A 26915-nucleotide genomic window follows, 5' to 3' on the forward strand; every position below is an offset into this window, starting at 1 on the left:
TTATGACAGTTCAGCAAGAAATGAAAACGCTCACACATTTTATCCAAGGGGAAGAGGTAGCTGGTACAAGTGGCCGATTTTCAGAGGTTTATAATCCATCAACAGGAGAGGTTATTGCAACAGTACCACTTGCTTCAAGAGATGAGGTAAAGCATGCTATTCAGCTTGCAAAAGAAGCCTTTCCAGCATGGAAAAAACGATCAATTGGTAAACGGGTAGAAGTGTTACATCGATTCCGTCAGTTGTTAGTAGAAAAACAGGAAGAGCTTATCGATGTGATTTGTCAGGAAAGTGGTAAAACAAAGGACGATGCAAAAGGTGAAATCGTTCGTGGTATTGAATCCGTTGATATGGCGATCAGTGCACCGCAAATGCTAAAAGGAGAGTACTCAGTCAATGTAGGTGGTAATATAAATGCCTTTTCTGCCAAATCACCACTCGGCGTAGTGGCAACTATCGCACCATTTAATTTCCCTGTTATGGTACCGCTTGCGATTACAAGCATGGCTGTGGCAGTAGGAAATGCCGTTATATTAAAGCCATCAGAGCGCGTACCGATGTCCGCTCTCTATATAAGTCAATTATGGAAAGAGGCAGGTTTACCAGATGGCATTTGGACTGTTGTCAATGGAGATAAAGAGGCTGTCAATGAACTATTAGAAAATAAAGAGATTCAAGCTATCTCATTTGTTGGCTCAACACCTGTTGCTGAATATATTTATCAAACAGGAACAAAGCACAATAAACGTGTTGCGGCATTTGGTGGTGGGAAGAACTTTATGATTGTGATGCCAGATGCCAACCTAGAACAAACGGCGAATGCCTTTTTAGGAGCAGCGTATGGTGCAGCATCACAGCGCTGTATGGCGATTTCAGGTGCACTTGTTGTAGGCAAAGATACCGAACAACGGTTTACGGAACTATTAAAAAATAAAATCTCTCAACTAAAGGTTGGACCCTATACAGAAAAAGACGTCGATTTCGGACCAGTCATCACTAAAGAGTCGAAAGGAACGATTATTCGTTCTATCGATGAGGCAGTCACTGAAGGGGCAAATCTTGTGATTGACGGAAGAAATCCGAAAGTATGTGAAACGTCAAATGGCTTTTATCTTGGCCCAACCCTCCTTAATAATGTCACATCGGAAATGAAGATCTTTAAAGAAGAGGTCTTTGGTCCAGCACGTATTGTTGTAGGGGTGGACTCATTACAAGAGGCAATAGATTTAATCAATAACCATGAGCTTGGCAATGGGGTAACCATGTTTACAAGCAGTGGAGCAGCAGCACGGAAATTCCAAGAGGAAATAGAAGTCGGCATGGTAGGTGTGAACGTACCTATACCAATCCCTGTTGGCTATCATAACTTTGGTGGATGGAAACGTTCTAAGTTTGGTGAAGGGCATATGTTTGGCCCAGATCAGGCAAGGTTCTTTACAAAGGCCAAAACGATTTCTGAGCGCTGGCCAGATGAAACGGAGGATACAACAAGTTCCTTTGCGTTCCCAAGTAATAATGATGCGAAAAACTAATATAGTGAGGGGTGTTTGATGATGACACAGACAAATCTTAAAAGTGATGTATTATCCAAGGATGAGCAATATGTTTGGCATTCTATGAAACCATATAATCCGCAAGCCACATATGTAGTAGAAAGGTCTGATGGTGCAAGAATTATGGATACAGATGGTGTGGAATATATTGATGCAATGGCAGGGCTTTGGTGTGTCAATGTTGGCTATGGACGGAAAGAGTTAGCAGATGCGGCACATGAGCAAATGATGAAAAATGCTTATGCACCATTATCTCAGGGTCATTTGCCTGCAGTGGAATTAGCTGAGAAGCTAAATGAACTACTTGGTGGAGATTACGTTATTTTCTTCTCCAATAGTGGATCAGAGGCGAATGAAACAGCCTTTAAAATTGCTCGGCAATACCATCAGCAAAAAGGACAAAGCTCACGCTATAAAATTGTCTCACGCTACCGTGCTTATCATGGTAACTCCTTTGGGGCTTTAGCGGCAACGGGGCAGGCGGAGCGCAAATATAAATACGAGCCACTATCTCCAGGTTTTATCCATGTCGCACCACCTGATCAATATCGTGAGCATGAAAGCGATGCTATTGCGCCATTGGATTTAGCGAGTGTAAAGGCTGTAGATAAAACGATGACATGGGAACTGAGTGACACAATTGCGGCTATGATCTTAGAGCCTATTATTACAGGTGGCGGTGTCATTATGCCTCCAGAGAATTATTTAAAAGGCATTGAGGAAGTGTGTAAAAGGCATGGTGCTTTACTGATTGTGGATGAGGTTATTTGTGGCTTTGGTCGAACAGGTAAGCCTTTTGGATTTATGAACTACGGTGTTAAGCCAGATATAATTACGATGGCTAAAGGAATTACAAGTGCCTATTTACCATTATCAGCAACAGCCGTGAAGCGTGAAATTTATGAGGCGTTTAAGGGCTCAGATGCATACAGCTATTTCCGCCATGTGAATACATTTGGAGGCTCTCCTGTGGCATGTGCAGTTGCATTAAAAAATATTGAAATTCTTGAGCAAGAAGCGTTGTTTGAGCGTTCCAAGGAAATTGGCGCTGCAACACTACAAACATTGCAGCAACAATTGCAGCATCATCCAAATGTAGGAGATGTGCGTGGCAAAGGTTTATTAATTGGGATTGAATTAGTTGCAGATAAAGTCTCGAAAGAACCTTTACCAGTGGAGAAGGTGAATGCTGTCATTGCCAAATGTAAAGAACAAGGGGTTATCATTGGAAAAAATGGAGCAACTGTTGCAGGGTTTAATAATGTCTTAACGCTATCACCACCACTTAATATTGTACAAGAAGATCTTGATCGTATACTCGATGTGGTTGTGGATAGTGTAAATAAGCTGTAAAGAATATTGATATGGTTCTAAAAGCCTTGGAGTAATTAGCGGTGGGTGGTAGATGTCAACTAGATGGAACAAATTCAGTATACAAATCAAGAAACGATTGAGCGTATTAAAGCCTTGTCTCCTTCATTTGTGCGTAATGACGCAGGGCAGGAAGTAGGAGAAATTGTTTCTACAATTAAAATCGTATAGAGGTGAAGGTACTTGTATGTTTTGGCAATTGACGGTGGTGGAACAAAAACAATTGCGACAATCTCAACATTTCGTGGGCAAGTTATAGCACTAGCAGAAACAGGTAAAAGTAATCCCACATCTATGAGCTTAGAGCAATTTACGCAGACGATAACAGAACTAATAAATGATTTAAAAAGACAACAACCTTATGATTTTCATCAAATTACGAAGTGCCATGCGGGACTATCTGGCGTAACGGAAAATAATAATGAGGAGATTACCCACACATTACTAACCTCGCTATTACCTGAAGGCTGTCAATTATCACTGTCGAATGATGGGTTGAACGCGCTGTATGCTGGTACATTAGGTCAGTCTGGCATTGTACAGATTTCTGGTACAGGTGCAATTACATTAAGTATAGATTCGTCTGGCAGAGTTGAGCGTACGGCAGGATGGGGCTATATTTTTGATGATGAAGGCAGTGGCTATGATATTGGTATTCGCACATTAAAAGCGGTGTTTAAAGCATTTGATAAAAGAGGGCCAGAAACGAGCCTCACATCCGCAGTATTAAATTATTTTCAATTACAATCCATTCCACAAATAATTGAAATTGTTTATGGAAAAGGACATCCGAGAGATACAATCTCTCCTTTAAGTAAGATTGCCATTGATTGCGCTAAAAGAGGTGATGCTGTAGCGAACACGATTCTGGATCAAGTGTGCCATGTTTTTTATCAAAGTATAGATGCTTGTTACAAAAAAAATCCGTTTTCAGATACGCGTGTCAAAGTCGTGCTAGCTGGTGGAGTTTTTAATGAATTGACGTTATTTATTGAAAAATTAGCCTCCATTGATAAAAATAATAGCAATCAGTATGACTTTATGGGTGCTTATAGCCTACCAGTTGGCGGTGCCGCATTAGCCGCATTAAAACTACCTAATAATGAAGCGAAAATATTTATCGATCAATATAATGCTAGTATTAAGGAGTTTTTAACTAATTAATCCCCCCTTTTAATTTAGCAAGTAGAGAATAGGAAGGTCTTTTCTCTACTTGCATTTTGTTAGTCCTCTACTTTAAACATATTACCTTTATAAGACTTATGAATAGTCATAACAATTCCCATAAGCATGATGTTCGATAATATTGATGATGAAGGAGCTTAATTTACACTACTGGAGTGGACAAAAAGACAGCTAATCCCACCTAGTAGAAGAAAATGAACTATTAAACTTACATCCAACCTCTTGAGTTGAGACAAATATAATACCTCCATTCTTTATTAATACGATAAACGTTTGGAATGCATGGAAGGTTACGGTGGCAGAAATAGTATAATTAAGGATCAATGGTAGGGAGTTATTTGTGTGGTAAATTACCTATATAAAACTAGATAATGGGCATAAATTCTTAATTCTTCTTGCAATCTTTACAAAAACATAACACTGGCTTTATATCTTCATACTATCATTATTGGTAAGAGTTGGAGGAGGAGCCAAGGATCATGCATTTTTTCCGTTTCATAAAGGTGAAGGACAAGTTACTTGTACTCATGATTGTTTGTGTATTATCGAATGTATTGCTGGGTGTATTTAGTGTGGATTATTTAAGGAAGATGTCGTGGCATGCAAGTGAGAGTTACACACAGGGACTTGTCCCAATCGGTTGGCTGAATGAGCTAGAAGAATCACAGCGTCAATTAGATTTTATCGTAGATGCTCAGGGTGACTATCAAGAAATGACGGTTATTTTAAAAGAGATGGCACAGCCTTTAAAGCAATTGGATAGCCAAGAAATTGATAAAAAAATGAGTCATCAAATTAAAAAATTTAAATCCTTGCTGAAGAAACAAGGAGAATTGATTGAGAGTTATAAGCAATTGAACCAAGGTGAGCTAGAGCAGTTCTATTCGCTGACATTTCTACCAATAAGTCAGGAAAGCCATACATTATTAGAAGAAACACAAAATTATTTGGTTGAAAAAGCGAAGGATCAACAGAAGTATTATCAACAAGATGTGCAATTTGGTTATTGGTTACTAGGTGGCGTATGCTTAGCAGTGGTGTTGCTTGTCATTCTGATAGGATTTATCGCAACTAAGGCAGTCAATGTACCAACACGTCAATTGAAATCATTATTAAAACGAGCAGAACAAGGCGATTTCACTGCGAATGCAAGTTATGTTGCCCATGATGAGCTTGGTGAGGTAGTACTGTCTTACAATCAAATGGTCACAGAGGTAAAACACCTACTCCATACTGTAACGGACAGCGCCTATGAAGTAGAAGAAATGACAGGTAAATTGCAAGGATCCTCAGAGCAATCATCAACAACAACGTTAAAAATAGCAAAAGATGTACAATCTATTTCAGATTCAACGGCTGCTTCTACTAGTAAATTGGCTTCCAATACTGCTTCTTTAGAGGAAGTTTTAAATGATGTACAAGTCATTTTAGAAAAAGTGCAGGTCGTGGAAAGCTTTGCGCATCAAACAGCAAGAGATGCTGAGAGTGGAACTGAAATTGTACAGGCTAATTTAATGCAAATGCAAGTGATTAAGCAGGCCGTAGAAAAATCGAATACAGCTATCTTTAACTTGGTTGAGCGTGCCTCATCAATCGATCAAATGATTGAGGTCATAGAAAAAATAACAGCACAAACCAACTTACTAGCGTTAAACGCATCCATTGAAGCAGCAAGAGCAGGAGAACATGGAAAGGGGTTTGCAGTTGTAGCCAATGAGGTGCGGAAGCTTGCGGAACAAACAGTCCAATCAACACAAACGATTACATCCATTGTACAAAACATCCATTTAGATTCGAGCTATGCAGTACAAATGATGGAGGGCGTGTTGTTGGCTACTGAAAAAGGTGTTGCCGTAACAGGACAAACAGCGACAAGTTTTGATCAAATTTTAGAAAAAGTACATACAATCAAGCCTTATATGATGGAAGTATCTGCTACAGTTCAAGAGATAGCCACTCACACCCAAAAGGTGAGTGAGGATGCGGTTATGTTAACAGCTATATCGGATACGAATGCTGTATCCACTAAGCATGTTGCTACATTAACAGCAGATCAATTAACAGCTCAACAACAATTCCATAATTACATTAAAGAATTGCGCAAAGTATCAAAAGTTTTGCAAATTGCTGTTAAACGTTTTTCAATCTAATTTAATATTAAAGAATAATGTTGAAAAGGAGTCTTTTTTGCGGAAATTAGCAAAGAAGGTTCTTTTTTTGCGTGGTTACAAAACTAGTTTATGAAAGATTTAATTTTTTGTATTTTTGAGGTGTACAATTGTATTTTGTATATTTTTGTAGCACAATATTTTTTGAGTGCTCATATACTGGAAGTAAGGGATTATATGTTCCTTTTAATGAATATTATTAATATAATTGTTGTATTTTCAAAACGAACACATTATAATGAGTTTCATTGAAAGTGTTATTAAATCAATGTTTATCAATATATATTTGTACTTTCAGCAAGTACAATTGTTCATATGTGGAGGTTTTGAGAAATGAAAAAGATTATTGTTACTGGGGCACTTGGTCAAATTGGTTCTGAGCTTGTAGAAAAACTTCGTGGTATTTATGGAGAGGACAATATACTTGCTACAGACATTAGAAAGCTTGAACATACTAAGGGCCCATTTGAAATATTGGACGTGACAGATGGACAAAGAATGCACGATTTAGCAAAGGACTTTGGTGCAGATACGATGATGCATTTAGCAGCATTACTATCAGCCACAGCTGAAAGAAATCCATTGTTAGCTTGGAATTTAAATATGGGTGGTTTAATGAATGCATTGGAAGTTTCTCGTGAGTTAAATATGCAATTTTTCACGCCAAGTTCAATTGGAGCATTTGGTCCATCTACACCGAAGGAAGATACACCGCAGGATACTTTGCAACGTCCAACAACTATGTATGGTGTAAATAAGGTAGCGGGTGAATTATTATGCGATTATTACTTCAATCGTTTTGGTGTTGATACACGTGGTGTACGTTTCCCTGGATTAATTTCTTATGTAACACCTCCAGGTGGTGGTACAACTGATTATGCAGTAGAAATTTTCTATGAAGCAATTGAGCAAGGTAAGTACACATCTTATATTCAGGAAGGTACGTTTATGGATATGATGTACATGCCAGATGCCTTACAAGCTATTGTAGATTTAATGGAGGCAGATGGTAGTAAGCTCGTTCATCGCAATGCCTTTAATATTACAGCGATGAGCTTTGAACCATCACAAATCGCAGCTGAAATCAAGAAGCATTTACCAAATTTCACAATGGATTATCAGGTTGATCCAGTGCGTCAAGCGATTGCAGACAGCTGGCCAAACTCTTTAAATATTGACGCAGCTCAAAAAGAGTGGGGCTTCAAAGCAGAGTATGATTTAGCCAAAATGACGATAGATATGTTAGAAAAACTAAAAATGAAACTGCATAAAAAGGCAATTTCCTAATCGTTAAAGGAACGGATGTAGAATTAGTCTACATCCGTTTTTTTATGTGTCTGTAAAAGAGAATTGTTGGCATACATAGATTAAATTACGTAACTGAAATATATTAGTGTTCTGAATATTGACAGTTCCTAAAAGCTAAGCTTTGTGATAGTATTGCCGAAATATACCTAGATCATTGATATAGTTAAAAGAGCGATTTCCTTTTATGGAAGTTGCTCTTTTATTGAATTATTTAGTTAACATGTGGAAAACCTGTTCCACGTCTTTATCACCACGACCTGAGATATTAATAATAATGCTTTCTTCAGATGATAAAGTTGGTGCTAATTTTAGAGCATGTGCGACCGCATGTGAGCTCTCAAGGGCAGGAATAATCCCTTCAACCTTCGAAAGTACTTGAAATGCCTCAAGGACTTCTTTGTTTGTCACAGTCACATACTCAGCACGGCCAATTGTTTTTAAATGACTATGTTCTGGACCTGCTCCAGGGTAATCTAAACCAGCAGCTATTGAATAGGTTGGTAGTGGATTGCCGTCTGCATCCTGTAATACTAAGCATTTGAAGCCATGTAGCTCTCCGGGCGAACCTTCGTTTAATGTAGCAGCTTGATCTGGCTCTATTCCAATAAGACGAACCTGTTCATCTGCAATGTAGTCTGCAAATGCTCCAATGGCATTACTGCCACCGCCAACACAGGCAAGGATCGCTGCTGGTAGCTTTCCTTCTTTTTCTAAAATCTGTTCACGACTTTCGCGACTAATCACAGATTGGAAGTGTTTAACCATTGATGGGAAGGGATGTGGCCCAACTGCTGAACCTAATAAGTAAAACGTTGTTTCATAGTTTTCGACTAAGTCAGCGAATGCTTCATCAACTGCATCCTTTAAACGTCCTTGCCCTTTATCAACAGCTACTACTTTCGCGCCAAGAAGCTCCATGCGAAACACGTTCAATGCTTGACGTTTTGTATCCTCTAAGCCCATATAAATAGTGCAATCCATTCCAAACATGGCACAAGCAGTCGCAGTTGCTACACCATGTTGACCTGCACCTGTTTCGGCAATAACGCGATTTGCCCTCATACGTTTGGCTAGTAAAATCTGTCCCAATACATTATTAATTTTATGTGAGCCTGTATGGTTAAGATCTTCACGTTTTAAATAAATTTTTGCGCCACCCAATTGCTTTGTTAAATTTTCTGCAAAATAAAGTGGGGATTTACGACCAACATACTCACGGAAATAGTAATCCAATTCTTTTTTAAATTCTTCATCATCTTTAAACTTTTGGAAATGCTCATCTAGAATAGTTAAGACATTTTGAAGCTCCTTTGGAACAAAGCTTCCGCCAAATTCTCCGAAATAACCTTTTTTCTCTACTACTTTACTCATCTTTACTCGACTCCTCTATGCTAATTTTTCCATAAAAAAAAGCCACTCTAATCCTCTTAAAAAGGACGAGTAACCGTGGTGCCACCTTCATTCGCAATTTTTGCGCGCTTTCTTACTCCGATAACGGGGAGTGAATCGGCCTTACATTTAATAAGGCTGCTCTGAAGTCCATTCACAAGTATCTACTACTGGTTTGCACCATTCACCAGCTCTCTGAAAGTAACCATGCTTGCTACTACTCTTCTTCCTTGCATTTATATTAGAAAGAATTGTAGTTTATTTTCAGAATAGTGTCAAGAAAAAAAGACGAATCTAAAAAGACTCGTCTGTTAAATCAAATGATGAAAGTGAAGGCGTTTATTGAGTGCATACATAATCGGTGCACCAACAGCTAACACAACAAATTCACCTGCCGCCACTGTTAGCCAAGTCCAGAAGAATGGTAGTTCTAAGGCCAAATTCAACTCGAAGGCAATAATAAACATTGTGCAAGTAAATAATAATGTATTAATAATTAAACGTGCCCAAATATTTTTGACATATTTACAGATTAAAATGAACAGTCCAAGTGTAATCATCGAATGACCAACACCAAACACTAAATCGTAAATGCCAAGTGGTGAAAATAGATTAGAGATCAATACACCAATAATGATCCCTACGGCAAAGCGTGGGTTAAAGGCAACCAAATGGTTAAACATTTCAGATACACGGAATTGTACCTCTGTAAAACCAAACGGTGCAACAAGCATTGTCACCGCAATATATAGCGCTGCAATAATACCACTTGCTGCTAAAAATTTTATCTTCATATTCATTTCTCCTTAGTTTTTTTGCGTGGGATGGTTACGAACCACGGTGCTTTCACACAAGATAATATTTTATTATAGATATCTAGCAGAAGTCAAATGTCAGACTTTTTGTCTATATGACACACTTCGTAAAATTGTCATAAATATTTTTTACTATTTTTTAAAAAGAAAGCAATTAACTAAAATAGCGTAGTTTAGCGGTTTAAAGCGGCAAATTGAATGAAAAACTAAAATGTTTCGTCAGTTTTAAAAGTCAGAACATTCATAATGTTGTTGACGGAGCTTGATAATAACGATAATATAGCGATACATTCACACTTTGTTTGGATAAAGTGTGATAGATATTGAGAGTATAATCGGGGGGATTATTTGTGAAGAACAGTGTAAAAAAGCTTTCATTCCTTCTTTTTGGATTAGTGTTACTACTTGCTGCTTGCGGTAGTGGCGGATCTAGTTCAACAGATTCAAAAGGGAATGAATCAAACAATGCAAGTGAGAGCGGGAATACAGAGGATAAAACATATAAAATCGGGATTACTCAAATTGTAGAGCATCCATCATTAAACGCAGCAACGGAAGGCTTTAAAAAGGCAATTGAAGATGCTGGCTTAAAAGTTGACTACGATCCACAAATTGCACAAGGAGATAACAGTCTTAACACAACGATTGCTAACAATCTAGTAAGTGCAAACGTAGATTTAATTTTTGCTAACTCCACACCTTCTGCACAAGCAGCGGCAACAGCCACAAGTGATATTCCAATTATCTTCACATCTGTCACAGATGCTGTTGGTGCACAGTTAATCGAATCAATGGAGAAGCCAGGAAAAAATGTTACAGGAACAATTGATTTACATCCTGAAACGATTTCTAAAACAGTCGCATTCCTAAAAGAGCTTGGCGCCAAAAAAGTAGGGATGGTCTACAATGCTGGTGAGCAAAACTCTGTTGCACAAGTTAAAGAAGTGAAAAAGGTGATGGATGAACAAGGCTTAACAGTAGTAGAAGCGTCAGCATCTACTTCGGCAGATGTAAAACAAGCAACAGAATCACTAATTGGTAAGGTAGAGGCTTTCTATATTATTACTGATAATACAGTAGTTTCTGCTTTAGAGTCTGTTATTGATGTTGCCAATACAAATGAATTACCACTTGTTGTGGGAGAGCTAGACTCTGTTGCACGAGGCGGTTTAGCTGCTTATGGTTTTGAATATTTCGATATTGGTTATGAGGCTGGTCAAATGGCTGTGAAAATTTTAAAAGGTGAAGCAACACCTGCCGAGACGCCAGCACAATATCCGCAAAATCTGAAACTATTAATCAATAAAAAAGTAGCGGATGATTTAGGAATTGAAATAAAAGATTCTTGGGGTGCAGAACTTCTAGAAAAATAAATGGAAGCGGGGGAGAACTATCCCCGCTTTATCTTCATTTATAAGCAGTAGAAATAATAAAAAGATTTAGGAGATGATTCAACGATGTTTTTAGCATTATTTGGCGCAGTGGAGCAAGGAATCATCTATGCAATTATGGCACTTGGTGTATATTTAACGTTTCGGGTGTTAGATTTTCCGGATTTAACGGTTGATGGAAGCTTTGTAACAGGGGCGGCAACTGCAGCAACAATGGTTTTGCTTGGCTACTCCCCAATCTTAGCGACTTTAGTGGCAATTGTTGCTGGATTTATTGCTGGATGTATGACAGGAATTCTTCACACGAAAGGAAAGATTAATCCACTATTATCAGGGATTTTAATGATGATTGCGTTATACTCGATTAACCTGCGCATCATGGGGTTAACTGCAGAAAATACGATAGGTCGCCCGAATATTCCACTATTAAACTCAGAAACGATTTTTTCAAAGTTTCAAGCATTTTGGAGTGATTTAGGGATCGATGCTGCTCTCAATAACCTATTAAAAGGCATGGGCTTTCAGCATGTACCAAATACATGGAGTGTGCTGATAGTCGTATTAATCATCACGATTTTAATTAAGTTAATAGCAGACTGGTTCTTGAAGACTGAGGTCGGGCTAGCTATCCGAGCAACTGGTGATAATAAACGAATGATTCGTAGCTTCTCTGCAAATACAGATACACTTATCATTTTAGGGCTTGGACTTTCCAATGCGCTTGTCGCATTTTCTGGAGCTTTAATCGCACAATATTCGAAGTTCTCCGATGTTAGTATGGGGATTGGTATGATTGTCATCGGTCTTGCATCGGTTATTATTGGTGAAGCCATTTTTGGGACAAAGACCATTATCCGTACAACTTTTGCAGTCATTGCAGGAGCTATCATTTACCGTATTATTTTAGCATTAGCATTACGTGTAGATTTCCTTGATTCAGGAGATATGAAATTAATTACGGCTATCATCGTTATTTTGGCGCTGATCTTACCACAATTTATCAATAAGAGTAAGGAACGTAAACGTAAGGCGAAGCGTGCTGCAGAGCTGTCACGAGTAAAAACAGTAGAGCAAGGAGGAAAAGGTCTTGCTTAAATTACATGGTATTAATAAGGTGTTTAATGAAGGAACACCAGATGAAAAAATTGCACTAGCAGAGATTAATCTACACTTAAAGCCAGGTGATTTTGTGACAATCATTGGTAGTAACGGTGCAGGGAAATCAACGATGATGAATATGATTTCAGGCGCCTTAACACCTGATTTTGGCACAGTTTCTATTGATGGTAATGATGTCACGAATTTGCCTGAATATAAACGCTCTCAATACATTGGTCGTGTGTTCCAAGACCCAATGGCGGGAACAGCTCCTACGATGACAATTGAAGAAAACTTAGCACTGGCCTATTCACGAAATAAGGGTAGAGGACTGCACATCGGTGTGGACAAAAAGCGTCGTACCTTGTTCAAAGAATCATTAGAAATGCTTGGTTTAAATCTGGAAGATCGGCTTTCTGCAAAAGTAGGCTTACTTTCAGGTGGGGAACGGCAAGCATTGTCACTGTTAATGGCTACTTTCACAAAGCCCTCTATTTTATTGCTGGATGAGCATACGGCTGCACTTGATCCATCACGTGCAGAATTAATTACCCGTATTACGAAGTATTTAGTTGAAAAAGATCAGTTAACGACATTAATGGTAACGCACAATATGCAACAAGCTTTGGATTTAGGGAATCGTCTTATTATGATGGACAAAGGCCAAATTATTTTAGAGGTTGCTGAAGACCGTAAGCATGAATTAACGATCCCAGATTTAATGGCCGAATTTGAACGCATTCGTGGGGAAAAAATGAATTCAGACCGCGCTTTATTAGGTTAATGACAAAACGCTCATACACTTGTATGGGCATTTTTTATAGTGTTAAAAAATCCATCAATAGCATTTTTGTCAATGGTGAAAATGAATGTCCGTTGCAGGCTACTTGATTTCCTGTGGGGGGAATGCCGATCTATCCCACGGGAGTCAAGTAGCCTTCCACTCCAACCCATAAATTGAGCAAAGGGGTTCACTACTGTTAGTATGAAAGAAAATGAAAAGACACATTTGCAGAATAGTTGATTGGAGTGGAGCCAGCGTCACTCCTAGGGGATTTAGCGTCATATAGGAGAAGCTGGAGCGAGTGAAGCGGGGCTATCGGAAGCTGGCGGAACGGAGATTAACCCCTCGCATTGCCAGAATGTCACTTTCCGCAGGTGATATTATTTTTTTCAACAATATATATAACGCTCATGCACTAGTTTGAATGTTTTTTATTTAGGGTAATAAAAACGATTGATAAACTTTATCACAATAAAAAAGTCTCACTTGCTGAGAAGTGAGACTCTTCATTTTAAACGAGTAAGCCAAATAGTTGAATGTCGTTGTTTACTTCTTTGTATTTGAAGCCGAATTCATCCATTCGTGCAAGCAGCCCTTCATAATCCGCTTGATCGCCAAGCTCAATACCAACGAGGGCAGGACCACTTTCTTTATTGTTTTTCTTTGTGTATTCAAAGGTAGTAATATCGTCGTTAGGTCCTACAACGCTTGTGAGGAATTGACGTAATGCCCCTGCGCGCTGAGGGAAGCTGACGATGAAGTAGTAAAGTAAGCCTTCGTGAATAAGCGACTTTTCTTTAATCTCCTGCATCCGTCCAATATCATTATTACCACCGCTAATAATGACCACGACTGATTTCCCTTTAATTTCTTCTTTATAAAAATCAAGAGCTGCCACTGATAGTGCCCCAGCAGGCTCGGCAATAATGGCATGTTTATTATATAGATCTAAAATCGTTGTACAAACTTTGCCTTCTGGTACAAGAATAATGTCGTCTAAATAGCGGCGACAAACATCATAAGTGTGATGGCCGACGCATTTTACGGCAGCGCCATCGACGAATTTATCAATCCAATTAAGAGCCACAGCGCCCCCTTCAGCAAAAGCAGCTTTCATACTGCCAGCACCAGCGGGCTCTACGCCAATAATTTTAGTAGAAGGGGAGAGGTTTTTAACGTAGGCAGAAACGCCAGACATTAAGCCGCCACCACCAATACTGCCAAAGACGTAGTCGATTGGCTCCTCCATGTCATTCATAATTTCTACTGCAACAGTTCCTTGACCAGCAATGACATCGAAATCATCGAATGGATGGATGAATATTTTATCGTGTTCTTCGCAATAGCTTAAGGCGCTTTCAGCAGAGTCATCGAACGTATCGCCTGCTAAAATAATCTCTACAAATTCGCGCCCAAACATTCGCACTTGGTCTATTTTTTGCTTTGGTGTTGTTTGAGGCATAAAAATGCTAGCCTGGATTTTTAATTGAGCACAGGCATAAGCTACACCTTGTGCATGATTGCCTGCGCTTGCACAGACAACACCAGCGTTGCGTGCTTCTTCCTCGATTTTTTTAATTTTATAATAGGCACCTCGGAGCTTGAATGAGCGCACATGTTGTAAATCTTCGCGTTTAAAGTAAATAGTAGCTCCGTATTTCTCGGATAAATAATCGTTTTTTTGTAGTGGTGTATGGACAACTACATCTTTTAAAAAATGATGTGCAATCAGGACATTCTCCACTTGCACGGTTCTAGTATCAGCAACTTCCATAGTATTCATCCTCCGTTATACGTTTAAAACATTTATCTATGATAGCACACTTTATTTGCTTTTGGTGGTTAATTTTTAGTAAATTCTAAATTTTCCGTGTCTATTTTATGATGTAAGCGTTTTATCGAATAAATGATGCCTCGAGCAATTGCTGAAACGTTACTTTTGGGACAAAAAGCATTTGCTGAATCAGGATAAATACAATTCTCATAACAAAAATGGTCAAGCATATACTAGATTAGCTGAGGACAAGTAGGAGGGTAAGTAGTGGAAATCATTCAAGGAATTCTATCTACATATTGGCAATTTTTTGATTGGGCGATGTGGCAGGAAGTATTAATGGACCCTGTATCCTGGGGGCTAATATCCTCATTAATTATTATAGAAGGGCTACTGTCGGCGGATAATGCACTTGTATTGGCAGTTCTTGTTAAACATTTACCAGATAAACAACGAAAGCGGGCATTAATGTACGGTATGCTAGGTGCCTATTTTTTTAGATTTTTATTTATTGGTATAGGTGTTTATCTTGTGGAATTTTGGTTTATTAAAGTGTTAGGTGCATTATATTTAGGCTGGCTCTGTGTAGCTCATTTTCTTCAAATTGGGAATGAGGATAGCGTGAAGGAAGTGAAAAAATCAGGATGGATGGTGCGACTCTTTGGAACCTTTTGGGCCACCGTCATTTCTGTCGAGCTAATGGATATTGCATTTTCGATCGACTCTATCTTTGCAGCCTTTGCCATATCAGATCAAGTGTGGGTACTTTTAATTGGGGGGATGTTAGGCATATTAATGATGAGGACAATTGCAGGTGTGTTTTTAATCATTATCGAAAAAATTCCAGAGCTTGAAGCAACGGCCTTTATTATAATAGGTGTTATTGGCTTAAAAATGCTAGTGAGTGTTGTTAATATTCATATCCCGCATTACTTATTCTTCCTATTCTTGGTGATTGCTTTTTCCATCACAATCATTGTGCATATGATGAAGAGGGTAAGAGCTGCCTAATTAAAAATTACTGTTCTCCAAAAATGAGAACAGTACTTTTCTTATTGCTGAAAAACAGTCAATTGACAGACAGAAATGGATTTCCGTTGCAGGCTACTTGCTTTCCTGTGGGCGAGCGTCGAGCTGTCCCACCGGAGTCAAGTAGCCTTCCACTCCAATCCACAAAAGTGTTACCTTTTTAGCAAAGATTTTCAAATAAAGTAAAGGTGTTCACTACTCTTTTATGAGATGTTGTCACTCATCACTTCTCTACATTGAAAATAAAAGCTTATCCCCTCTAAGAATAAAGGTAATGGGCGATTGGATCGCTATGCTACTACGAAAAAAAGTAAAGACACTTTGCAGAATGGTTGATTGGAGTGGAGCGGCACATCAGGGCGTTGGCGGAACGGAAATCAACCTCTCACCTTGCAAAGTTGCTTTTTCTGCCATTGACATCATCTTTTTTTATTTTACATATTTATCTGGGTCAACAATATAAAACTTTTCAACATTTAGCCAGCTTTCACTCATTGGTTCACCATCATCAATGCGCTTTTCAGTTTCCTGCATCATCCAACCAGTTTGGGATGAATGGGCTTGTAATGCTTTTAATTTGTCCATTTTCATTTCAGAAATATCATAGACAACATGTGGATCACCATTTTTTTCAATTGTATCATTGGCAAAGGCACAGCCTAATACTTGTGGTCGGGCAGCCTTAGGCATTCGACGAACAGCTTCAACTACAGCACGTGCTGTGGCTTCGTGGTCTGGATGGACAGCAAAGTCAGGTAAGAACGTGAAGATTAATGAAGGCATTAGCTCTTCGATTAACCCTTCAACTATTTTTACCATTTTCTCATCGTCTTCAAATTCGATTGTTTTATCTCGTAAACCTAGCATACGTAAATCTTGAATACCCATTGCCTCTGCTGCTGCTACCAATTCTTTGCGGCGGATTTCAGGCAAAGATTCGCGTGTTGCAAAGGGTGGATTACCTAAATTACGTCCCATTTCGCCTAATGTTAAACAGGCATATGTAACAGGTGTATTCATCTTCTTTGTATAGTAGGCGATTGTCCCAGCAACTGAAAAAGCTTCATCATCTGGGTGAGGGTACACAATTAAAATATGACGTTGTGGTTGTAAATTCAAATAGTCGTCCCCCTTAGTAAGTAAATGGCGTTTCGCTAATTTCAAGCGCAATCGCCAGTTTCCCTGAGTAGTCTAGTCCAGCCATTAATAAACGGCCTAAATCATCTAATTCAAAATGTGTAATGCCTTGTGCATAAACCCAGCCGTGAGGTAATTTTAAACCAACACGATGCGGTGCATGATCTACCACTTTAGCAAGCTCATAATTAATCTTAGCATTGCGAATAAAAGCACCTGCATTAAAGAATTTTTCATCATAGTGTGCTGCATAAGATCCATTTGTCGTCTCAAGATGAATATAAACGTCTTTGTTGGCGAAAGAATTCAGCAATTCCTGTAACGTCTCTACCTGTACTTCTTGCATCTTAACACTCCTCTCGATCATTTCTCCTTTTAGTATAGTAAAAAAAATTCGCAAAGGGAAATTGATTGCATTGTTATGACAATTTAATGACTCATGAAAAAATGAATCATTATCTATAATTCTATGATAAGTATTTAAGCAATATTCTTGAAAAAATTATTGTAATGTATCAATATAGGGAGTGTGAAAATAGTATGTACAAAATGTGTCGTTCTGTATTGTATCCGTTTTCACATCCGAAAAGATATTGCAACCATGACTTCTTCCTAATTCGTGTGTGTAGACAGCCCCGCCTGTTGAAGGGAGTATTATTTTAGTAATAACGGATTCTATCTTGGTACAATAGATGACGTTCCTTAGACAGGTGAAACAGGGTAGCTGTGAAAAGAGGAAGAAAAGTGAAGCTCATTATCATAGTATAGTAAAAAACCGCGATTCTCTTTTATGACGGAGAGTCGCGGTTTTTTGTCTTGATTCAGCAAATGTTTTTTTATACCAAAAGCGAAGCGTCCTATAAAGAGACTACCTCATCTATTGGTTATGTATTTATTAGTATCGATTAAGCTTTCGTTCGATTGTATCTAAACGGTTGTTGACATTTTGTAACTGTTTAAACATTTGCTTCATATAAAGATTTTGATCTTGTGTTTCAGTTGTTTTGGCTTGTGCCAATTCTTCCTCCTCCTGCAGAGCTAATATTGTGGCAAGGGTGGATAATGAGTAACCAAGTGTTAATATAATGGAAGCAATTACTTCAACTTTTGAAGAGGTGATTTCTCCAGCTAGTAAACCTGATTCTTCCGTTAAGTCCTCTGCCTTGTTTTTTTTCATCTTTTCCCCTCCCATACAGCTAATATATGGGATATGTAGCCCTAACGTATCTTGTCCACTTTTTATCTTTAGCAAGCAAATGATTCATCATGAACAGAGTGTTTACCATTGGTAATTTTTAAAAAGGATGTCTCCAAAATTCTTTGAGACATCCTTTCTATGTTAAATTTCAGTTACTGTTACTGGAGGAGCACCAAAGCGAGATTTCGCTCCATGCATGACTGGTCCTACATATTCATTTAGCGCCCAGCCATGGGCAATGGCAGCAGATACAAATTCTTTCGCTTCAATGACAGAATCTTTAATAGAAAGACCGTTAGCAAGGTTGGCTGTTACAGAAGCTGCAAATGTACAACCAGCGCCATGATTATAAGTAGACGCGACCTTTTCCGATTCTAATAAGAAGAATGTTTCACCGTCGAAGAAAAGGTCTGTTGCTTTTTCAGTAGCTAATGCTTTTCCACCTTTAATGACAACAGCCTTAGCCCCTAGTTCGTGAATTTTACGAGCAGCAATTTTCATGTCGTCAATGTTTTTTGGTGTACCTGTGCCAGCTAATTGTCCTGCTTCAAAAAGGTTTGGTGTTGTTATAGTTGCTAGTGGTAGAAGATGTTGCACCATAGCATCAGTATTTCCAGGATTCAGTACTTCATCGTCACCTTTACATACCATAACAGGGTCGATGACAACATTTGAAGTGCCAGATTTTGCGATAGCTTCTCCAGCGATACGAATAATCTCTTCTGTTGAAAGCATTCCTGTCTTAATGGCATCAATACCTGTTGAAAGGGCGGTATCAATTTGTTTTTGAAGAAGCTTTGTTGGCAATGGTGTGACGTTATGTGTCCAGCCATTCGGATCCATTGTTACGACTACTGTTAAAGCCAACATCCCATATGTACCGTGCTCCTGGAATGTTTTCAGGTCAGCTTGCATACCTGCGCCACCTGATGTATCTGAACCAGCAATTGTTAATGTTTTTTTTAGAGTCATCTGAAAGATCTCCTTTAGCATTGAGAGTTGTAAAATTACCATCTAGTATAATCCGAAACTGATTCTATAAAAATAGTCAGAATATGATATTTATATATGGTCAGTTCGAACTGATGCTTGAATTCATGTTTGATTTTTTGTACCGTTGTAAGAAGAGAAAGGGGCTTAAAGAACGATGAAACAAGTATTCCCGAATGATTGGCAAGAAATACTCGCAGAAGAATTGAAAAAACCATACTATCACAAACTACGTCAATTTGTAGCAAATGAATATTCGACGCAAATGATTTATCCACCAATGACTGATGTGATGAATGCCTTTTATACAACAGCTTACCATGATGTAAAGGTTGTTATTTTAGGACAAGATCCTTATCACGGTCCGAATCAAGCACATGGCTTAAGCTTTTCCGTTAAACCAGGTATTCCACATCCACCAAGCTTGCGAAACATGTTGCAAGAGCTGCAAGATGATTTAGGCTGTCCTATTCCTCCAAATGGAACATTAACAAAATGGGCAGAGCAAGGTGTTATGCTTTTAAATACTGTGCTTACTGTTCGAGCAGGACAGGCTCATTCTCATAAAGATCAAGGGTGGGAGCAATTTACCGACGCTGTTATCGACCAATTAGCAGCAAGGGAAGAGCCGCTAATTTTTGTACTGTGGGGTAAACCAGCACAGCGTAAAAAGCAATTGATACGTAAATATAAAACACCACATGTTATACTCGAAGCGCCACATCCGAGTCCACTCAGTGCTTACCGAGGATTCTTTGGTAGTAAACCTTATTCAAAAATTAATCAACAATTGGTGGAATGGGGCAAACAGCCAATTGATTGGTGTCTAGTATAGATTGGCACAAATCGTTTTCTTTATACACTTTATAAATCATGATACAGTTAATATAGAAGAAAGTGTGGGACAATAATGAAGGTGAATTGTTTCAAGTGTCAATTTTTCAAAGTAACCTGGGACCCTCAAACGCCACGAGCCTGTGCAGCATATGGCTTTAAAACAAAGCAAATACCATCCGTTGTCGTGAAGCAATCTTCAGGCATGGAGTGTTTAAAATTTGTACCAAAAATAGAAGGGGGGAGAATGTCATGATTCCTTATCAAGCCGTGATACAGCAACTTGAAAAACAATTATCTGGCGCAAAAAATGCAGGAAATGATCAGCAAATTCGCGAGGCACTTACAGCTATTCGAGCATTATGTGATGTGGTATTAGATTCTCCAAACGATACGCCAGCCATCACAACACCTAAGCATATACCTCAAATGCTTGTGTCTGAGTCAAAACAAGCAACTTTATACACATCAAAAATTGAAGAAGATGGAGCAAATGGTGACTCCATTTTTGATTTTTAATCCATTTAAAAGGTAGGGTACGAGAAATGAAAAGATTCATCGTGACAGGTGCTCTTCATGGCCTATTAGCAGTGGCATTGGGTGCATTTGGTGCACATGCGTTAAAGGAAATATTAGATGAATATAGCCGAGGAATTTGGGAGACTGCTGTTCAATATCAAATGTTTCATGCAACAGGGCTGCTGGTCATTGGTCTATTAATGAGCTCTAAACTATTAGGTGAAGTAAAGCAATTAAATGTAGCAGGTATTTTCTTTAATCTGGGCATTGTGTTCTTCTCAGGTAGCTTATATGTACTGGCGATAAGTGGAATTAAAGTATTGGGTGCCATTACACCAATTGGTGGCGTCCTATTCTTAGCTGGATGGTTACTCATTATTTTATCTGCTTTAAAACATGCTCGCTAATTTAAAGTTAAGACTCTCTTACATTATTTGTAGGAGAGTTTTTTTGTTATAAACGAATTTTTTACGTTGGCGATTTAAATCCTATTCATTTTGTAAGAATTTATAGTACACTACTATTATTACTTGCAATATTTCGAAAATACAAAAAGAGAGGTTATGTAGTATGGAAAAACTATTTGCATTAATAGATGGGTACTATAATGAAATGGTAGGGATTCGTCGTCATTTACATGAATACCCTGAATTATCCTTTGAGGAAGTGGAGACGCCAGCCTATATAGCTGCTTTTCATAGAGAATTGGGTCATGAGGTTCGTGAAGGAGTAGGGGGACGTGGCGTAGTAGCTATATTATGTAGCGGAAAACCTGGTAAGACAGTAGCATTACGTGCTGATTTTGATGCATTAGCGATACAAGAGGAAAATGATGTACCTTATAAATCTAAAGTAGCTGGAAAAATGCATGCATGTGGACATGATGGTCATACAGCAACATTGCTTGGGCTAGCTAAAGCACTCAATGCGATGAAGGATGAAATAACAGGCAATGTGGTGTTTATTCACCAGCATGCAGAGGAAGTAGCACCAGGTGGCGCAAAGCCGATGATAGAGGATGGTTGTTTAGATGGCGTAGATGTTATTTTTGGTACGCACTTATGGGCGCCTACACCACTAGGAGAAATTTTAGTGAAGGATGGAGCCATTATGGCAGCTGCGGATAAAGTAGAAATCACGGTTCAAGGGAAAGGCGGTCATGGCGCAGAGCCGCATCATTCCATCGATGCTGTTACCCTTGCCTCACAATTTGTGGTCAATGCTCAACAACTTGTTTCAAGACGCATTGATCCATTAAAATCAGCTGTTTTAACAATTGGTCATTTGGAGGCTATTAATCCGTTTAATGTGATTGCGGATCGAGTGATTTTAGCAGGAACAATTCGTACCTTTGAAGAAGAAGTACGTTCACAAATGGAGCAGGAACTAGAAGCAGTTTTAAATGCGACATGTCTGGCATTTGGGGCAAGCTATGAATATCGTTATACAAGAGGTTATCCGCCTGTATATAACCATCAAAAAGAAACAGAGTTTGTAGCACAGTTGGCGTCTACTGTTCCAGGTGTGGAGCAAGTAATAACATGTCCACCGTTTATGATTGGGGAAGATTTTGCCTATTATTTAGAAAAGGTACCGGGTACTTTCTTCTTCACAGGTGCTAAAAAGCCGGAATGGGAAACTGCCTATCCACATCATCATGCACGCTTTGATTTTGATGAACGTGCCATGCTAATAGCTGCGAAAACTTTAGGGAAAGCAACTTTAACGTATCTAAAAGAGCACTAAATATAGTGAATGATAAAAATCCGCCTACACTCATCGACTTTTGTCAGTGAGCGTATAGCGGATTTTTACATTACAAGATGGCATTATGGATTTTGATTAAAGTAAGCCATTTCCTCATCGTATTCAGCAAAATCGAAATAAATCATAGGGAATAGGAAGCGATGATTGGATTTTAGTTCACGAATAATGACATGATCACGACCAGCGGCTTCTACCACACCACGAACAGTTTTTGTATTTTTTCCCTGTTCCACAGCATGTTCGAAAGAAAAATGGAAGGTAGCTGGTTTTCCGCGATTCAAACGTAAAATATTTTCTATATAGGACTCCTCACGACCAGGTGGTCGTCCGCTCGGAAGAGTGACTGGAGGAGGAGTCATTTGTTGTTGCGTTGTTGGTGTCCAATAATAAGGCATCATCAATTATCAACCTACTTTCTTTTTAAATTTGAGGACAATCTTGTTCAGATGGCGAGAAAAAGCAATGAGATTTGAATCTGCCAGTATTCCATTGACCATACCATTGTGCGGGACAATCCCCCGCTGGCATGAAAAACCACAAGGAGCGAGTAGCTGGATGAAATCTTTCCCCTTGAATCACCCTTTTCGCTAAACGAATGTCTTGTTCACGGGCCCGCTGATAAAAATAACCCTTTTGTGTTGCTTCAAAGCCTCCCGGACGCTGATAAACCATTTGCTCAATCGTTCGAATATCACCAAAATCTAAACAGTCACCTCTTACACGATTAACGCCAACATTCCCAACCATCAGCATGCCTAGCTCTCCTTCACCTTCTGCTTCGGCACGCATTAGCCTTGCTAGTAGGGCAGTCTGTGCATCATTCGTCTTGATAACAGCGATTTTCATACCTCCTCGCAGACAGTATATGCACGAGGGTATTGTAGACATGTTCAATTTTGATAAGAAAGACAATCACACATTAAAGTTACTATGCATATAGTAATCATAACGATAAGTGCCTAGAAAATAATTGAAAACGCTACAAGATCCGATAGTCTTTTAGTCAAAACGGGTAAATAGAAAAAGATAGAATTAGGGGAATGTGAGATGGATGATTTGCATGTGTATTCAATACATGTGAGGTGAGTACTTATGGAAATTGGAGTTTGGTTTGGAATTTTATTAAGTGCGGTACTGGCTTTTCTATTGGGCGAGTTTTATGGACAGCCGCTCCATTGGTATCTCTTTATTGTCATAATTGTAATCGGTTTTTTTATTCAAACTGTTATTTTGATTTTAAAAGTAAAGGACGAACACTCTTGAGGAAGTATGCAAAAATTGAATGGATGAATGAACAAAGTGTCATCGCAGAGAGATGGCACTTTTTTATATTACAAGTATATTAAAGATAGAGCGAGACATACTAAAAGTGACTTTATTTTTGCTTTCAAGAAGGAGCGTTTTCATGCGTATTTTTAGTATGTTTGTAGCCATTATCATCAGTGCTTTTTTAGCAGTTGGGATAGCAGAATACTATCATCAACCATATAATTGGTATTTAGTTTTTCTCATGGTTCTTACTGGGTTCTTTATTCACATCATTATTTTAATATTTGAATCTGAGAATGCTGAAGAAAACGAAATTTAAAAATGCGAGTCCGTTGTGGAGGACTCGCATTTTCTATGTGTATTAAACAGTTAAGAACTTAACTAATTTATCGTTATCAAGTAGGTTTCCGACGAAGAATGCACCGAACTCACCATAGCGAGCAGACACTTCATCAAAGCGCATTTCATATACTAATTTTTTGAATTGTAATACATCGTCTGCGAATAGTGTTACGCCCCATTCGTGATCATCGAAGCCTACTGAGCCAGTAATAATTTGTTTCACTTTACCTGCATAGCCACGACCAATCATTCCATGAGAACGCATTAATGATTTACGCTCATCCATTGATAGCATGTACCAGTTATCGTTGCCTTGACGGCGTTTATCCATTGGGTAGAAGCATACATATTTGGCACGTGGAAGTTCTGGGTATAAACGTGCACGTACATGTGGGTTTTGGTAAGGATCCTCATTTGATTCGCCAGCTAAATAGTTTGAAAGCTCCACAACAGATACATAAGAATATGTAGGAATTGTAAAATCAGCAATTGCTAATTTATTGAATTCTGCTTCAATCTCTTGTAGTTCATCCATTGTTTCACGCAATGTCATAACCATAAAGTCAGCTTTTTGACCCACGATAGCATAAAAGGCATGAGCGCCTGTTTTAGCGATATCTGCTTCGTTCAATTTTTCTAAATAAGCAATAAATTCCTCTATTGCTGCTTGACGTTCTTCTGCAGAAACAAGTTTCCAAGAAGCCCAGTCGATTGAGCGGAAATCATGTAAAGCGTACCATCCATCTAATGTAATTGCTGCTTCATTCATTATTGAAACACTCCTTTATAAGTGAATACCATTCAAAATTAGTTTATCATAGTTTGTACAAAATCCCTAAGTTCATGACAGTAATTCACGAATTTGACACCAACTAAAGATGATGTATTCTAAGAAGAAGATATGTGACTAGAGGAGTACCAATATGAAAAGTATTTTACAACAGCCAATTTGGCGTTTTTATGATCAATCCATTAGTGCCAAGCAACGATCACCATTAGAATCGTTTGCAACGGATGATACGTTGTGCCAATTAGTTGGACAATTAACTTCTCCGCCAACTATTCGTACATGGGTCCATGAGGCATCCGTTGTGCTTGGTATTCAAGATCATCGTTTGCCGTATGTTCAGCAAGGCATGGATTTACTAGAGTCTAGAGGCTATCATCCAATCGTTCGTAACTCTGGTGGATTAGCAGTTGTGCTAGATGAAGGAGTCCTCAATATTTCTATTGTATTATCTGAACAATCAGAGTCGCTTAGTATAAACGATGGCTATGATGTGATGGTAGACCTTGTGAAGGGATTGTTTCCAGAAGTAGCTGATAAAATAGAAGCTTATGAAATTGTAGGCTCCTATTGCCCTGGCTCTTATGATCTAAGTATTGAGGGAAAAAAATTTGCTGGTATATCTCAAAGACGCTTACGCCAAGGAGTGGCTGTGCAAATTTATTTATGTATTGAAGGAAGTGGCTCACAACGTGCGGCACTCATTCGTGACTTTTACGAAGTAAGCTTGCGACAAGAGGAGACAAAGTTTATTTATCCTCAAATCGTACCTGAAGTGATGGCATCATTATCAGAGCTTGTTGACCCCGATTTAACAGTAGAAGGGGTGGTTATTCGTCTACAGCAATTACTTCATCAGTTGTCCGAGGAAGTTCGTCCACAATCTTTCTATGATGAAGAATTAACAGTATACGGTTTCTATTTACAGCGAGTATTTGAGCGTAATGCCAAAATGCTTGAACGAAAATAATAGGCTGATTATATGAAACATAAAAGGGAAAAGCGATGCTGCTAATTTAGCGCATCGCCATTTTCTGATTGATAAACTGGGCCACTTGTTACGAGATTTCCGTTTTTCTCCATTTTGAAAACGGGTGCAATTCGCTCTTCTTCTTCATCCAGTGTTACAAGACGTCGAGCACGATTCATAATTTGAACAAACTGCTCGTAATCTTTGCGGATTGCTCGATTTTCTTCCTCTAGTTTTGTAATAGTTTTCTCTAGTTTTTTATTTTTCTCAGATGTTACATGTACTAGCTGTCTCCATTTTGAAGATTCATTTCCTACTTCACCAGAATGCTGTAAACGTAGTAAATAAGCTATCACAATATCAAGAGAAAGAGCAGATAACGGAATTGATTTTCCTTCTGCAGCACTATTATTCACGGTAAACATACTAGAGGCACGACGTCTCGCTGGTGCTCCTAACACTCGCATTCTCTCTTTTCTTTCTTTTTTAGCCTCTGCTAATTGTTCCTCGTATTCTTTACGAACAACCGCATTCCAACGGAAACCACAGGCTGCAGCAGTACGATTTAATGCATCACCAGCTTCTTCAAAAGCATTGAGCTGTGTGCTACCTTCTGTCACATGACGAATAACCGCCTCTGCTAATAATTCATCGTTTTCTTGTAACCAAGCATCTTGTCTTATTTTACTCATCTTAAAATCCTCCCACCTTTATTTGGAACTTGTTATGTAAGACTAGCATGACCAATCTTTTAACCTTTTATTCATCTATGTAGAAGGAATTATGCTTGAATAGAAGGGGAAAAGTACGATACAATACCCGATGTAGGTTTGTGCACATGCTGCATACTTAAATATGTGAAGGTCATGTGTTCAATAGAGCGATATTTTGTTGAAAAAATACTATATAGAAAGGGTTGTTGACAAAATGGCAAACGAATTTAAAGTTTGCGATGAATGTCAGGCCGTTAACTTAAAGACGTTAATTCCAAAATTAAAGGAAATCGATCCTGATGCAACCATCGAAATTGGCTGTCATTCTTATTGTGGCCCAGGACGCAAAAAAACATTCACCTTTGTAAATAGTCGCCCTGTTGCAGCACTAACAGAAGACGAACTAATGGAAAAGGTTTTAGCAAAATTAAAGAATAAGTAAAATAAAAAGCTATCTCTATTTGTTAGGGATAGCTTTTCATGTTGTTGAAAAAAGATAATGTCATTAGTAGAAAATGACCTTT

At 38.6% G+C, this 26915-nt stretch carries 29 protein-coding genes, 1 riboswitch and 1 other annotated feature; of the genes, 18 read left to right on the forward strand and 11 right to left on the reverse strand.

Annotated features, from left to right (window positions below):
* Positions 1-2 precede the first annotated feature (2 nt).
* From MHI22_RS18850 to MHI22_RS18875, 6 genes are all read left to right on the forward strand, one after another.
* A complete protein-coding gene (locus MHI22_RS18850; protein WP_330493604.1) occupies positions 3-1532 on the forward strand; it encodes a CoA-acylating methylmalonate-semialdehyde dehydrogenase in 1530 nt (509 codons plus the stop codon).
* A 21-nt stretch (positions 1533-1553) separates the two neighbouring features.
* A complete protein-coding gene (locus tag MHI22_RS18855; RefSeq protein WP_340810194.1) occupies positions 1554-2906 on the forward strand; it encodes an aspartate aminotransferase family protein in 1353 nt (450 codons plus the stop codon).
* Positions 2907-2969: 63 nt separating this feature from the next.
* Entirely contained in the window at positions 2970-3095 is a 126-nt protein-coding gene (locus tag MHI22_RS18860) for a hypothetical protein (RefSeq protein WP_340812533.1), read from the forward strand.
* Positions 3096-3107: 12 nt separating this feature from the next.
* The gene (locus MHI22_RS18865) at positions 3108-4088 is read left to right on the forward strand and encodes an N-acetylglucosamine kinase (RefSeq protein WP_036117436.1); all 981 of its coding nucleotides are present in this window, start codon (positions 3108-3110) and stop codon (positions 4086-4088) included.
* A gap of 500 nt (positions 4089-4588) precedes the next feature.
* Positions 4589-6259: a methyl-accepting chemotaxis protein gene (locus tag MHI22_RS18870; RefSeq protein WP_271912321.1), complete on the forward strand. Its 1671-nt coding sequence runs from the start codon at positions 4589-4591 to the stop codon at positions 6257-6259.
* Positions 6260-6610: 351 nt separating this feature from the next.
* Positions 6611-7564: an L-threonine 3-dehydrogenase gene (locus tag MHI22_RS18875; protein WP_141903905.1), complete on the forward strand. Its 954-nt coding sequence runs from the start codon at positions 6611-6613 to the stop codon at positions 7562-7564.
* A gap of 228 nt (positions 7565-7792) precedes the next feature.
* Here the strand turns inward: MHI22_RS18875 and trpB are convergent, their stop codons facing one another.
* The gene (trpB, locus tag MHI22_RS18880) at positions 7793-8956 is read right to left on the reverse strand and encodes a tryptophan synthase subunit beta (protein WP_340812534.1); all 1164 of its coding nucleotides are present in this window, start codon (positions 8954-8956) and stop codon (positions 7793-7795) included.
* 58 nt (positions 8957-9014) lie between these two features.
* Positions 9015-9214: a binding site (T-box leader), on the reverse strand.
* 71 nt (positions 9215-9285) lie between these two features.
* The gene (locus MHI22_RS18885; protein ID WP_036117427.1) at positions 9286-9768 is read right to left on the reverse strand and encodes a QueT transporter family protein; all 483 of its coding nucleotides are present in this window, start codon (positions 9766-9768) and stop codon (positions 9286-9288) included.
* 6 nt (positions 9769-9774) lie between these two features.
* Positions 9775-9819, reverse strand: a riboswitch (PreQ1 riboswitch).
* A gap of 320 nt (positions 9820-10139) precedes the next feature.
* On the opposite strand from MHI22_RS18885, the gene MHI22_RS18890 reads away from it, so the two are divergent.
* The 3 genes from MHI22_RS18890 (at position 10140) to MHI22_RS18900 (ending at position 13062) form a co-directional block, all read left to right on the forward strand.
* Positions 10140-11162, forward strand: a complete 1023-nt coding sequence (locus MHI22_RS18890) for an ABC transporter substrate-binding protein (protein ID WP_340812535.1) — start codon at positions 10140-10142, stop codon at positions 11160-11162.
* Positions 11163-11246: 84 nt separating this feature from the next.
* Positions 11247-12275, forward strand: a complete 1029-nt coding sequence (locus MHI22_RS18895) for an ABC transporter permease (protein ID WP_340812536.1) — start codon at positions 11247-11249, stop codon at positions 12273-12275.
* On the forward strand, positions 12268-13062 hold the full coding sequence (locus MHI22_RS18900) for an ABC transporter ATP-binding protein (protein ID WP_036117422.1): 795 nt from the start codon (positions 12268-12270) through the stop codon (positions 13060-13062). The genes MHI22_RS18895 and MHI22_RS18900 overlap by 8 nt, the downstream gene beginning before the upstream one ends.
* Before the next feature lie 511 nt (positions 13063-13573).
* On the opposite strand, the gene ilvA is transcribed toward MHI22_RS18900, so the two are convergent.
* Positions 13574-14836, reverse strand: a complete 1263-nt coding sequence (gene ilvA / locus MHI22_RS18905) for a threonine ammonia-lyase IlvA (RefSeq protein ID WP_340812537.1) — start codon at positions 14834-14836, stop codon at positions 13574-13576.
* Between the two features lie 267 nt (positions 14837-15103).
* Here ilvA and MHI22_RS18910 point away from each other — a divergent pair, with 267 nt between their 5' ends.
* A complete protein-coding gene (locus MHI22_RS18910) occupies positions 15104-15847 on the forward strand; it encodes a TerC family protein (RefSeq protein ID WP_036117400.1) in 744 nt (247 codons plus the stop codon).
* A gap of 447 nt (positions 15848-16294) precedes the next feature.
* On the opposite strand, the gene bshB2 is transcribed toward MHI22_RS18910, so the two are convergent.
* From bshB2 to thiD, 4 genes are all read right to left on the reverse strand, one after another.
* Positions 16295-16984 (reverse strand): bacillithiol biosynthesis deacetylase BshB2, encoded by a 690-nt coding sequence (gene bshB2 / locus MHI22_RS18915; protein WP_036117397.1) that lies wholly within the window; start codon positions 16982-16984, stop codon positions 16295-16297.
* A 13-nt stretch (positions 16985-16997) separates the two neighbouring features.
* Positions 16998-17348, reverse strand: a complete 351-nt coding sequence (locus tag MHI22_RS18920; protein ID WP_036117395.1) for a YojF family protein — start codon at positions 17346-17348, stop codon at positions 16998-17000.
* Between the two features lie 549 nt (positions 17349-17897).
* Entirely contained in the window at positions 17898-18179 is a 282-nt protein-coding gene (locus MHI22_RS18925) for a hypothetical protein (protein ID WP_058844322.1), read from the reverse strand.
* A gap of 162 nt (positions 18180-18341) precedes the next feature.
* Positions 18342-19172: a bifunctional hydroxymethylpyrimidine kinase/phosphomethylpyrimidine kinase gene (gene thiD / locus MHI22_RS18930; protein WP_340812538.1), complete on the reverse strand. Its 831-nt coding sequence runs from the start codon at positions 19170-19172 to the stop codon at positions 18342-18344.
* Positions 19173-19347: 175 nt separating this feature from the next.
* Here thiD and MHI22_RS18935 point away from each other — a divergent pair, with 175 nt between their 5' ends.
* The 5 genes from MHI22_RS18935 (at position 19348) to MHI22_RS18955 (ending at position 22289) form a co-directional block, all read left to right on the forward strand.
* Complete coding sequence (locus MHI22_RS18935) at positions 19348-20025, forward strand: uracil-DNA glycosylase (protein ID WP_036117389.1); 678 nt, start codon at positions 19348-19350, stop codon at positions 20023-20025.
* A gap of 75 nt (positions 20026-20100) precedes the next feature.
* The gene (locus MHI22_RS18940) at positions 20101-20280 is read left to right on the forward strand and encodes a hypothetical protein (protein WP_036117386.1); all 180 of its coding nucleotides are present in this window, start codon (positions 20101-20103) and stop codon (positions 20278-20280) included.
* A complete protein-coding gene (locus tag MHI22_RS18945; RefSeq protein ID WP_036117384.1) occupies positions 20277-20543 on the forward strand; it encodes a YwdI family protein in 267 nt (88 codons plus the stop codon). The genes MHI22_RS18940 and MHI22_RS18945 overlap by 4 nt, the downstream gene beginning before the upstream one ends.
* Positions 20544-20569: 26 nt before the next feature.
* Positions 20570-20950, forward strand: coding sequence for a DUF423 domain-containing protein (locus MHI22_RS18950; RefSeq protein ID WP_036117383.1), 381 nt, complete (start codon positions 20570-20572; stop codon positions 20948-20950).
* Positions 20951-21113: 163 nt separating this feature from the next.
* Positions 21114-22289 (forward strand): M20 family metallopeptidase, encoded by a 1176-nt coding sequence (locus MHI22_RS18955; protein ID WP_036117381.1) that lies wholly within the window; start codon positions 21114-21116, stop codon positions 22287-22289.
* Positions 22290-22372: 83 nt separating this feature from the next.
* On the opposite strand, the gene gerQ is transcribed toward MHI22_RS18955, so the two are convergent.
* Together gerQ and MHI22_RS18965 are read right to left on the reverse strand one after the other, a co-directional pair.
* Positions 22373-22708 carry a spore coat protein GerQ gene (gerQ, locus tag MHI22_RS18960; protein ID WP_004227629.1) on the reverse strand — a complete coding sequence of 112 codons (336 nt, stop codon included), beginning with the start codon at positions 22706-22708 and terminating at the stop codon, positions 22373-22375.
* Positions 22709-22730: 22 nt separating this feature from the next.
* Positions 22731-23156: a cell wall hydrolase gene (locus tag MHI22_RS18965; protein ID WP_036117377.1), complete on the reverse strand. Its 426-nt coding sequence runs from the start codon at positions 23154-23156 to the stop codon at positions 22731-22733.
* Between the two features lie 559 nt (positions 23157-23715).
* Between MHI22_RS18965 and MHI22_RS18970 the strand changes: the two genes are divergently transcribed.
* Positions 23716-23898 carry a hypothetical protein gene (locus tag MHI22_RS18970; RefSeq protein ID WP_036117367.1) on the forward strand — a complete coding sequence of 61 codons (183 nt, stop codon included), beginning with the start codon at positions 23716-23718 and terminating at the stop codon, positions 23896-23898.
* Between the two features lie 42 nt (positions 23899-23940).
* Here MHI22_RS18970 and hemQ read toward each other — a convergent pair whose 3' ends face one another.
* Positions 23941-24690 carry a hydrogen peroxide-dependent heme synthase gene (hemQ, locus tag MHI22_RS18975; RefSeq protein ID WP_036117365.1) on the reverse strand — a complete coding sequence of 250 codons (750 nt, stop codon included), beginning with the start codon at positions 24688-24690 and terminating at the stop codon, positions 23941-23943.
* Positions 24691-24844: 154 nt separating this feature from the next.
* Between hemQ and MHI22_RS18980 the strand changes: the two genes are divergently transcribed.
* Positions 24845-25678, forward strand: coding sequence for a lipoate--protein ligase family protein (locus MHI22_RS18980; RefSeq protein ID WP_340812539.1), 834 nt, complete (start codon positions 24845-24847; stop codon positions 25676-25678).
* A gap of 41 nt (positions 25679-25719) precedes the next feature.
* Here the strand turns inward: MHI22_RS18980 and MHI22_RS18985 are convergent, their stop codons facing one another.
* Positions 25720-26370 carry an RsfA family transcriptional regulator gene (locus tag MHI22_RS18985; protein WP_036117361.1) on the reverse strand — a complete coding sequence of 217 codons (651 nt, stop codon included), beginning with the start codon at positions 26368-26370 and terminating at the stop codon, positions 25720-25722.
* 235 nt (positions 26371-26605) lie between these two features.
* Here MHI22_RS18985 and MHI22_RS18990 point away from each other — a divergent pair, with 235 nt between their 5' ends.
* Positions 26606-26833, forward strand: coding sequence for a DUF1450 domain-containing protein (locus tag MHI22_RS18990; RefSeq protein ID WP_036117359.1), 228 nt, complete (start codon positions 26606-26608; stop codon positions 26831-26833).
* The last annotated feature ends 82 nt before the right edge of the window (positions 26834-26915 follow it).

The sequence above is a fragment of the Lysinibacillus sp. FSL L8-0312 genome, from assembly GCF_038003285.1.
Lineage (GTDB): Bacteria > Bacillota > Bacilli > Bacillales_A > Planococcaceae > Lysinibacillus > Lysinibacillus fusiformis_D.

What these genes read in the sequence shown, in the direction of transcription:
- hemQ (WP_036117365.1), bottom strand. Translation starts at nt 24,690, where the DNA reads ATGAATGAAGCAGCAATTACATTAGATGGATGGTACGCTTTACATGAT.
- MHI22_RS18945 (WP_036117384.1), top strand. Translation starts at nt 20,277, where the DNA reads ATGATTCCTTATCAAGCCGTGATACAGCAACTTGAAAAACAATTATCT.
- MHI22_RS18985 (WP_036117361.1), bottom strand. Translation starts at nt 26,370, where the DNA reads ATGAGTAAAATAAGACAAGATGCTTGGTTACAAGAAAACGATGAATTA.
- MHI22_RS18875 (WP_141903905.1), top strand. Translation starts at nt 6,611, where the DNA reads ATGAAAAAGATTATTGTTACTGGGGCACTTGGTCAAATTGGTTCTGAG.
- MHI22_RS18925 (WP_058844322.1), bottom strand. Translation starts at nt 18,179, where the DNA reads ATGAAAAAAAACAAGGCAGAGGACTTAACGGAAGAATCAGGTTTACTA.
- MHI22_RS18860 (WP_340812533.1), top strand. Translation starts at nt 2,970, where the DNA reads ATGGAACAAATTCAGTATACAAATCAAGAAACGATTGAGCGTATTAAA.
- MHI22_RS18855 (WP_340810194.1), top strand. Translation starts at nt 1,554, where the DNA reads ATGACACAGACAAATCTTAAAAGTGATGTATTATCCAAGGATGAGCAA.
- MHI22_RS18965 (WP_036117377.1), bottom strand. Translation starts at nt 23,156, where the DNA reads ATGAAAATCGCTGTTATCAAGACGAATGATGCACAGACTGCCCTACTA.
- MHI22_RS18850 (WP_330493604.1), top strand. Translation starts at nt 3, where the DNA reads ATGACAGTTCAGCAAGAAATGAAAACGCTCACACATTTTATCCAAGGG.
- thiD (WP_340812538.1), bottom strand. Translation starts at nt 19,172, where the DNA reads ATGACTCTAAAAAAAACATTAACAATTGCTGGTTCAGATACATCAGGT.
- trpB (WP_340812534.1), bottom strand. Translation starts at nt 8,956, where the DNA reads ATGAGTAAAGTAGTAGAGAAAAAAGGTTATTTCGGAGAATTTGGCGGA.
- ilvA (WP_340812537.1), bottom strand. Translation starts at nt 14,836, where the DNA reads ATGGAAGTTGCTGATACTAGAACCGTGCAAGTGGAGAATGTCCTGATT.
- MHI22_RS18970 (WP_036117367.1), top strand. Translation starts at nt 23,716, where the DNA reads ATGCGTATTTTTAGTATGTTTGTAGCCATTATCATCAGTGCTTTTTTA.
- MHI22_RS18940 (WP_036117386.1), top strand. Translation starts at nt 20,101, where the DNA reads ATGAAGGTGAATTGTTTCAAGTGTCAATTTTTCAAAGTAACCTGGGAC.
- MHI22_RS18895 (WP_340812536.1), top strand. Translation starts at nt 11,247, where the DNA reads ATGTTTTTAGCATTATTTGGCGCAGTGGAGCAAGGAATCATCTATGCA.
- MHI22_RS18885 (WP_036117427.1), bottom strand. Translation starts at nt 9,768, where the DNA reads ATGAAGATAAAATTTTTAGCAGCAAGTGGTATTATTGCAGCGCTATAT.
- gerQ (WP_004227629.1), bottom strand. Translation starts at nt 22,708, where the DNA reads ATGATGCCTTATTATTGGACACCAACAACGCAACAACAAATGACTCCT.
- MHI22_RS18990 (WP_036117359.1), top strand. Translation starts at nt 26,606, where the DNA reads ATGGCAAACGAATTTAAAGTTTGCGATGAATGTCAGGCCGTTAACTTA.
- MHI22_RS18920 (WP_036117395.1), bottom strand. Translation starts at nt 17,348, where the DNA reads ATGCAAGAAGTACAGGTAGAGACGTTACAGGAATTGCTGAATTCTTTC.
- MHI22_RS18955 (WP_036117381.1), top strand. Translation starts at nt 21,114, where the DNA reads ATGGAAAAACTATTTGCATTAATAGATGGGTACTATAATGAAATGGTA.
- MHI22_RS18870 (WP_271912321.1), top strand. Translation starts at nt 4,589, where the DNA reads ATGCATTTTTTCCGTTTCATAAAGGTGAAGGACAAGTTACTTGTACTC.
- MHI22_RS18950 (WP_036117383.1), top strand. Translation starts at nt 20,570, where the DNA reads ATGAAAAGATTCATCGTGACAGGTGCTCTTCATGGCCTATTAGCAGTG.
- MHI22_RS18980 (WP_340812539.1), top strand. Translation starts at nt 24,845, where the DNA reads ATGAAAAGTATTTTACAACAGCCAATTTGGCGTTTTTATGATCAATCC.
- MHI22_RS18935 (WP_036117389.1), top strand. Translation starts at nt 19,348, where the DNA reads ATGAAACAAGTATTCCCGAATGATTGGCAAGAAATACTCGCAGAAGAA.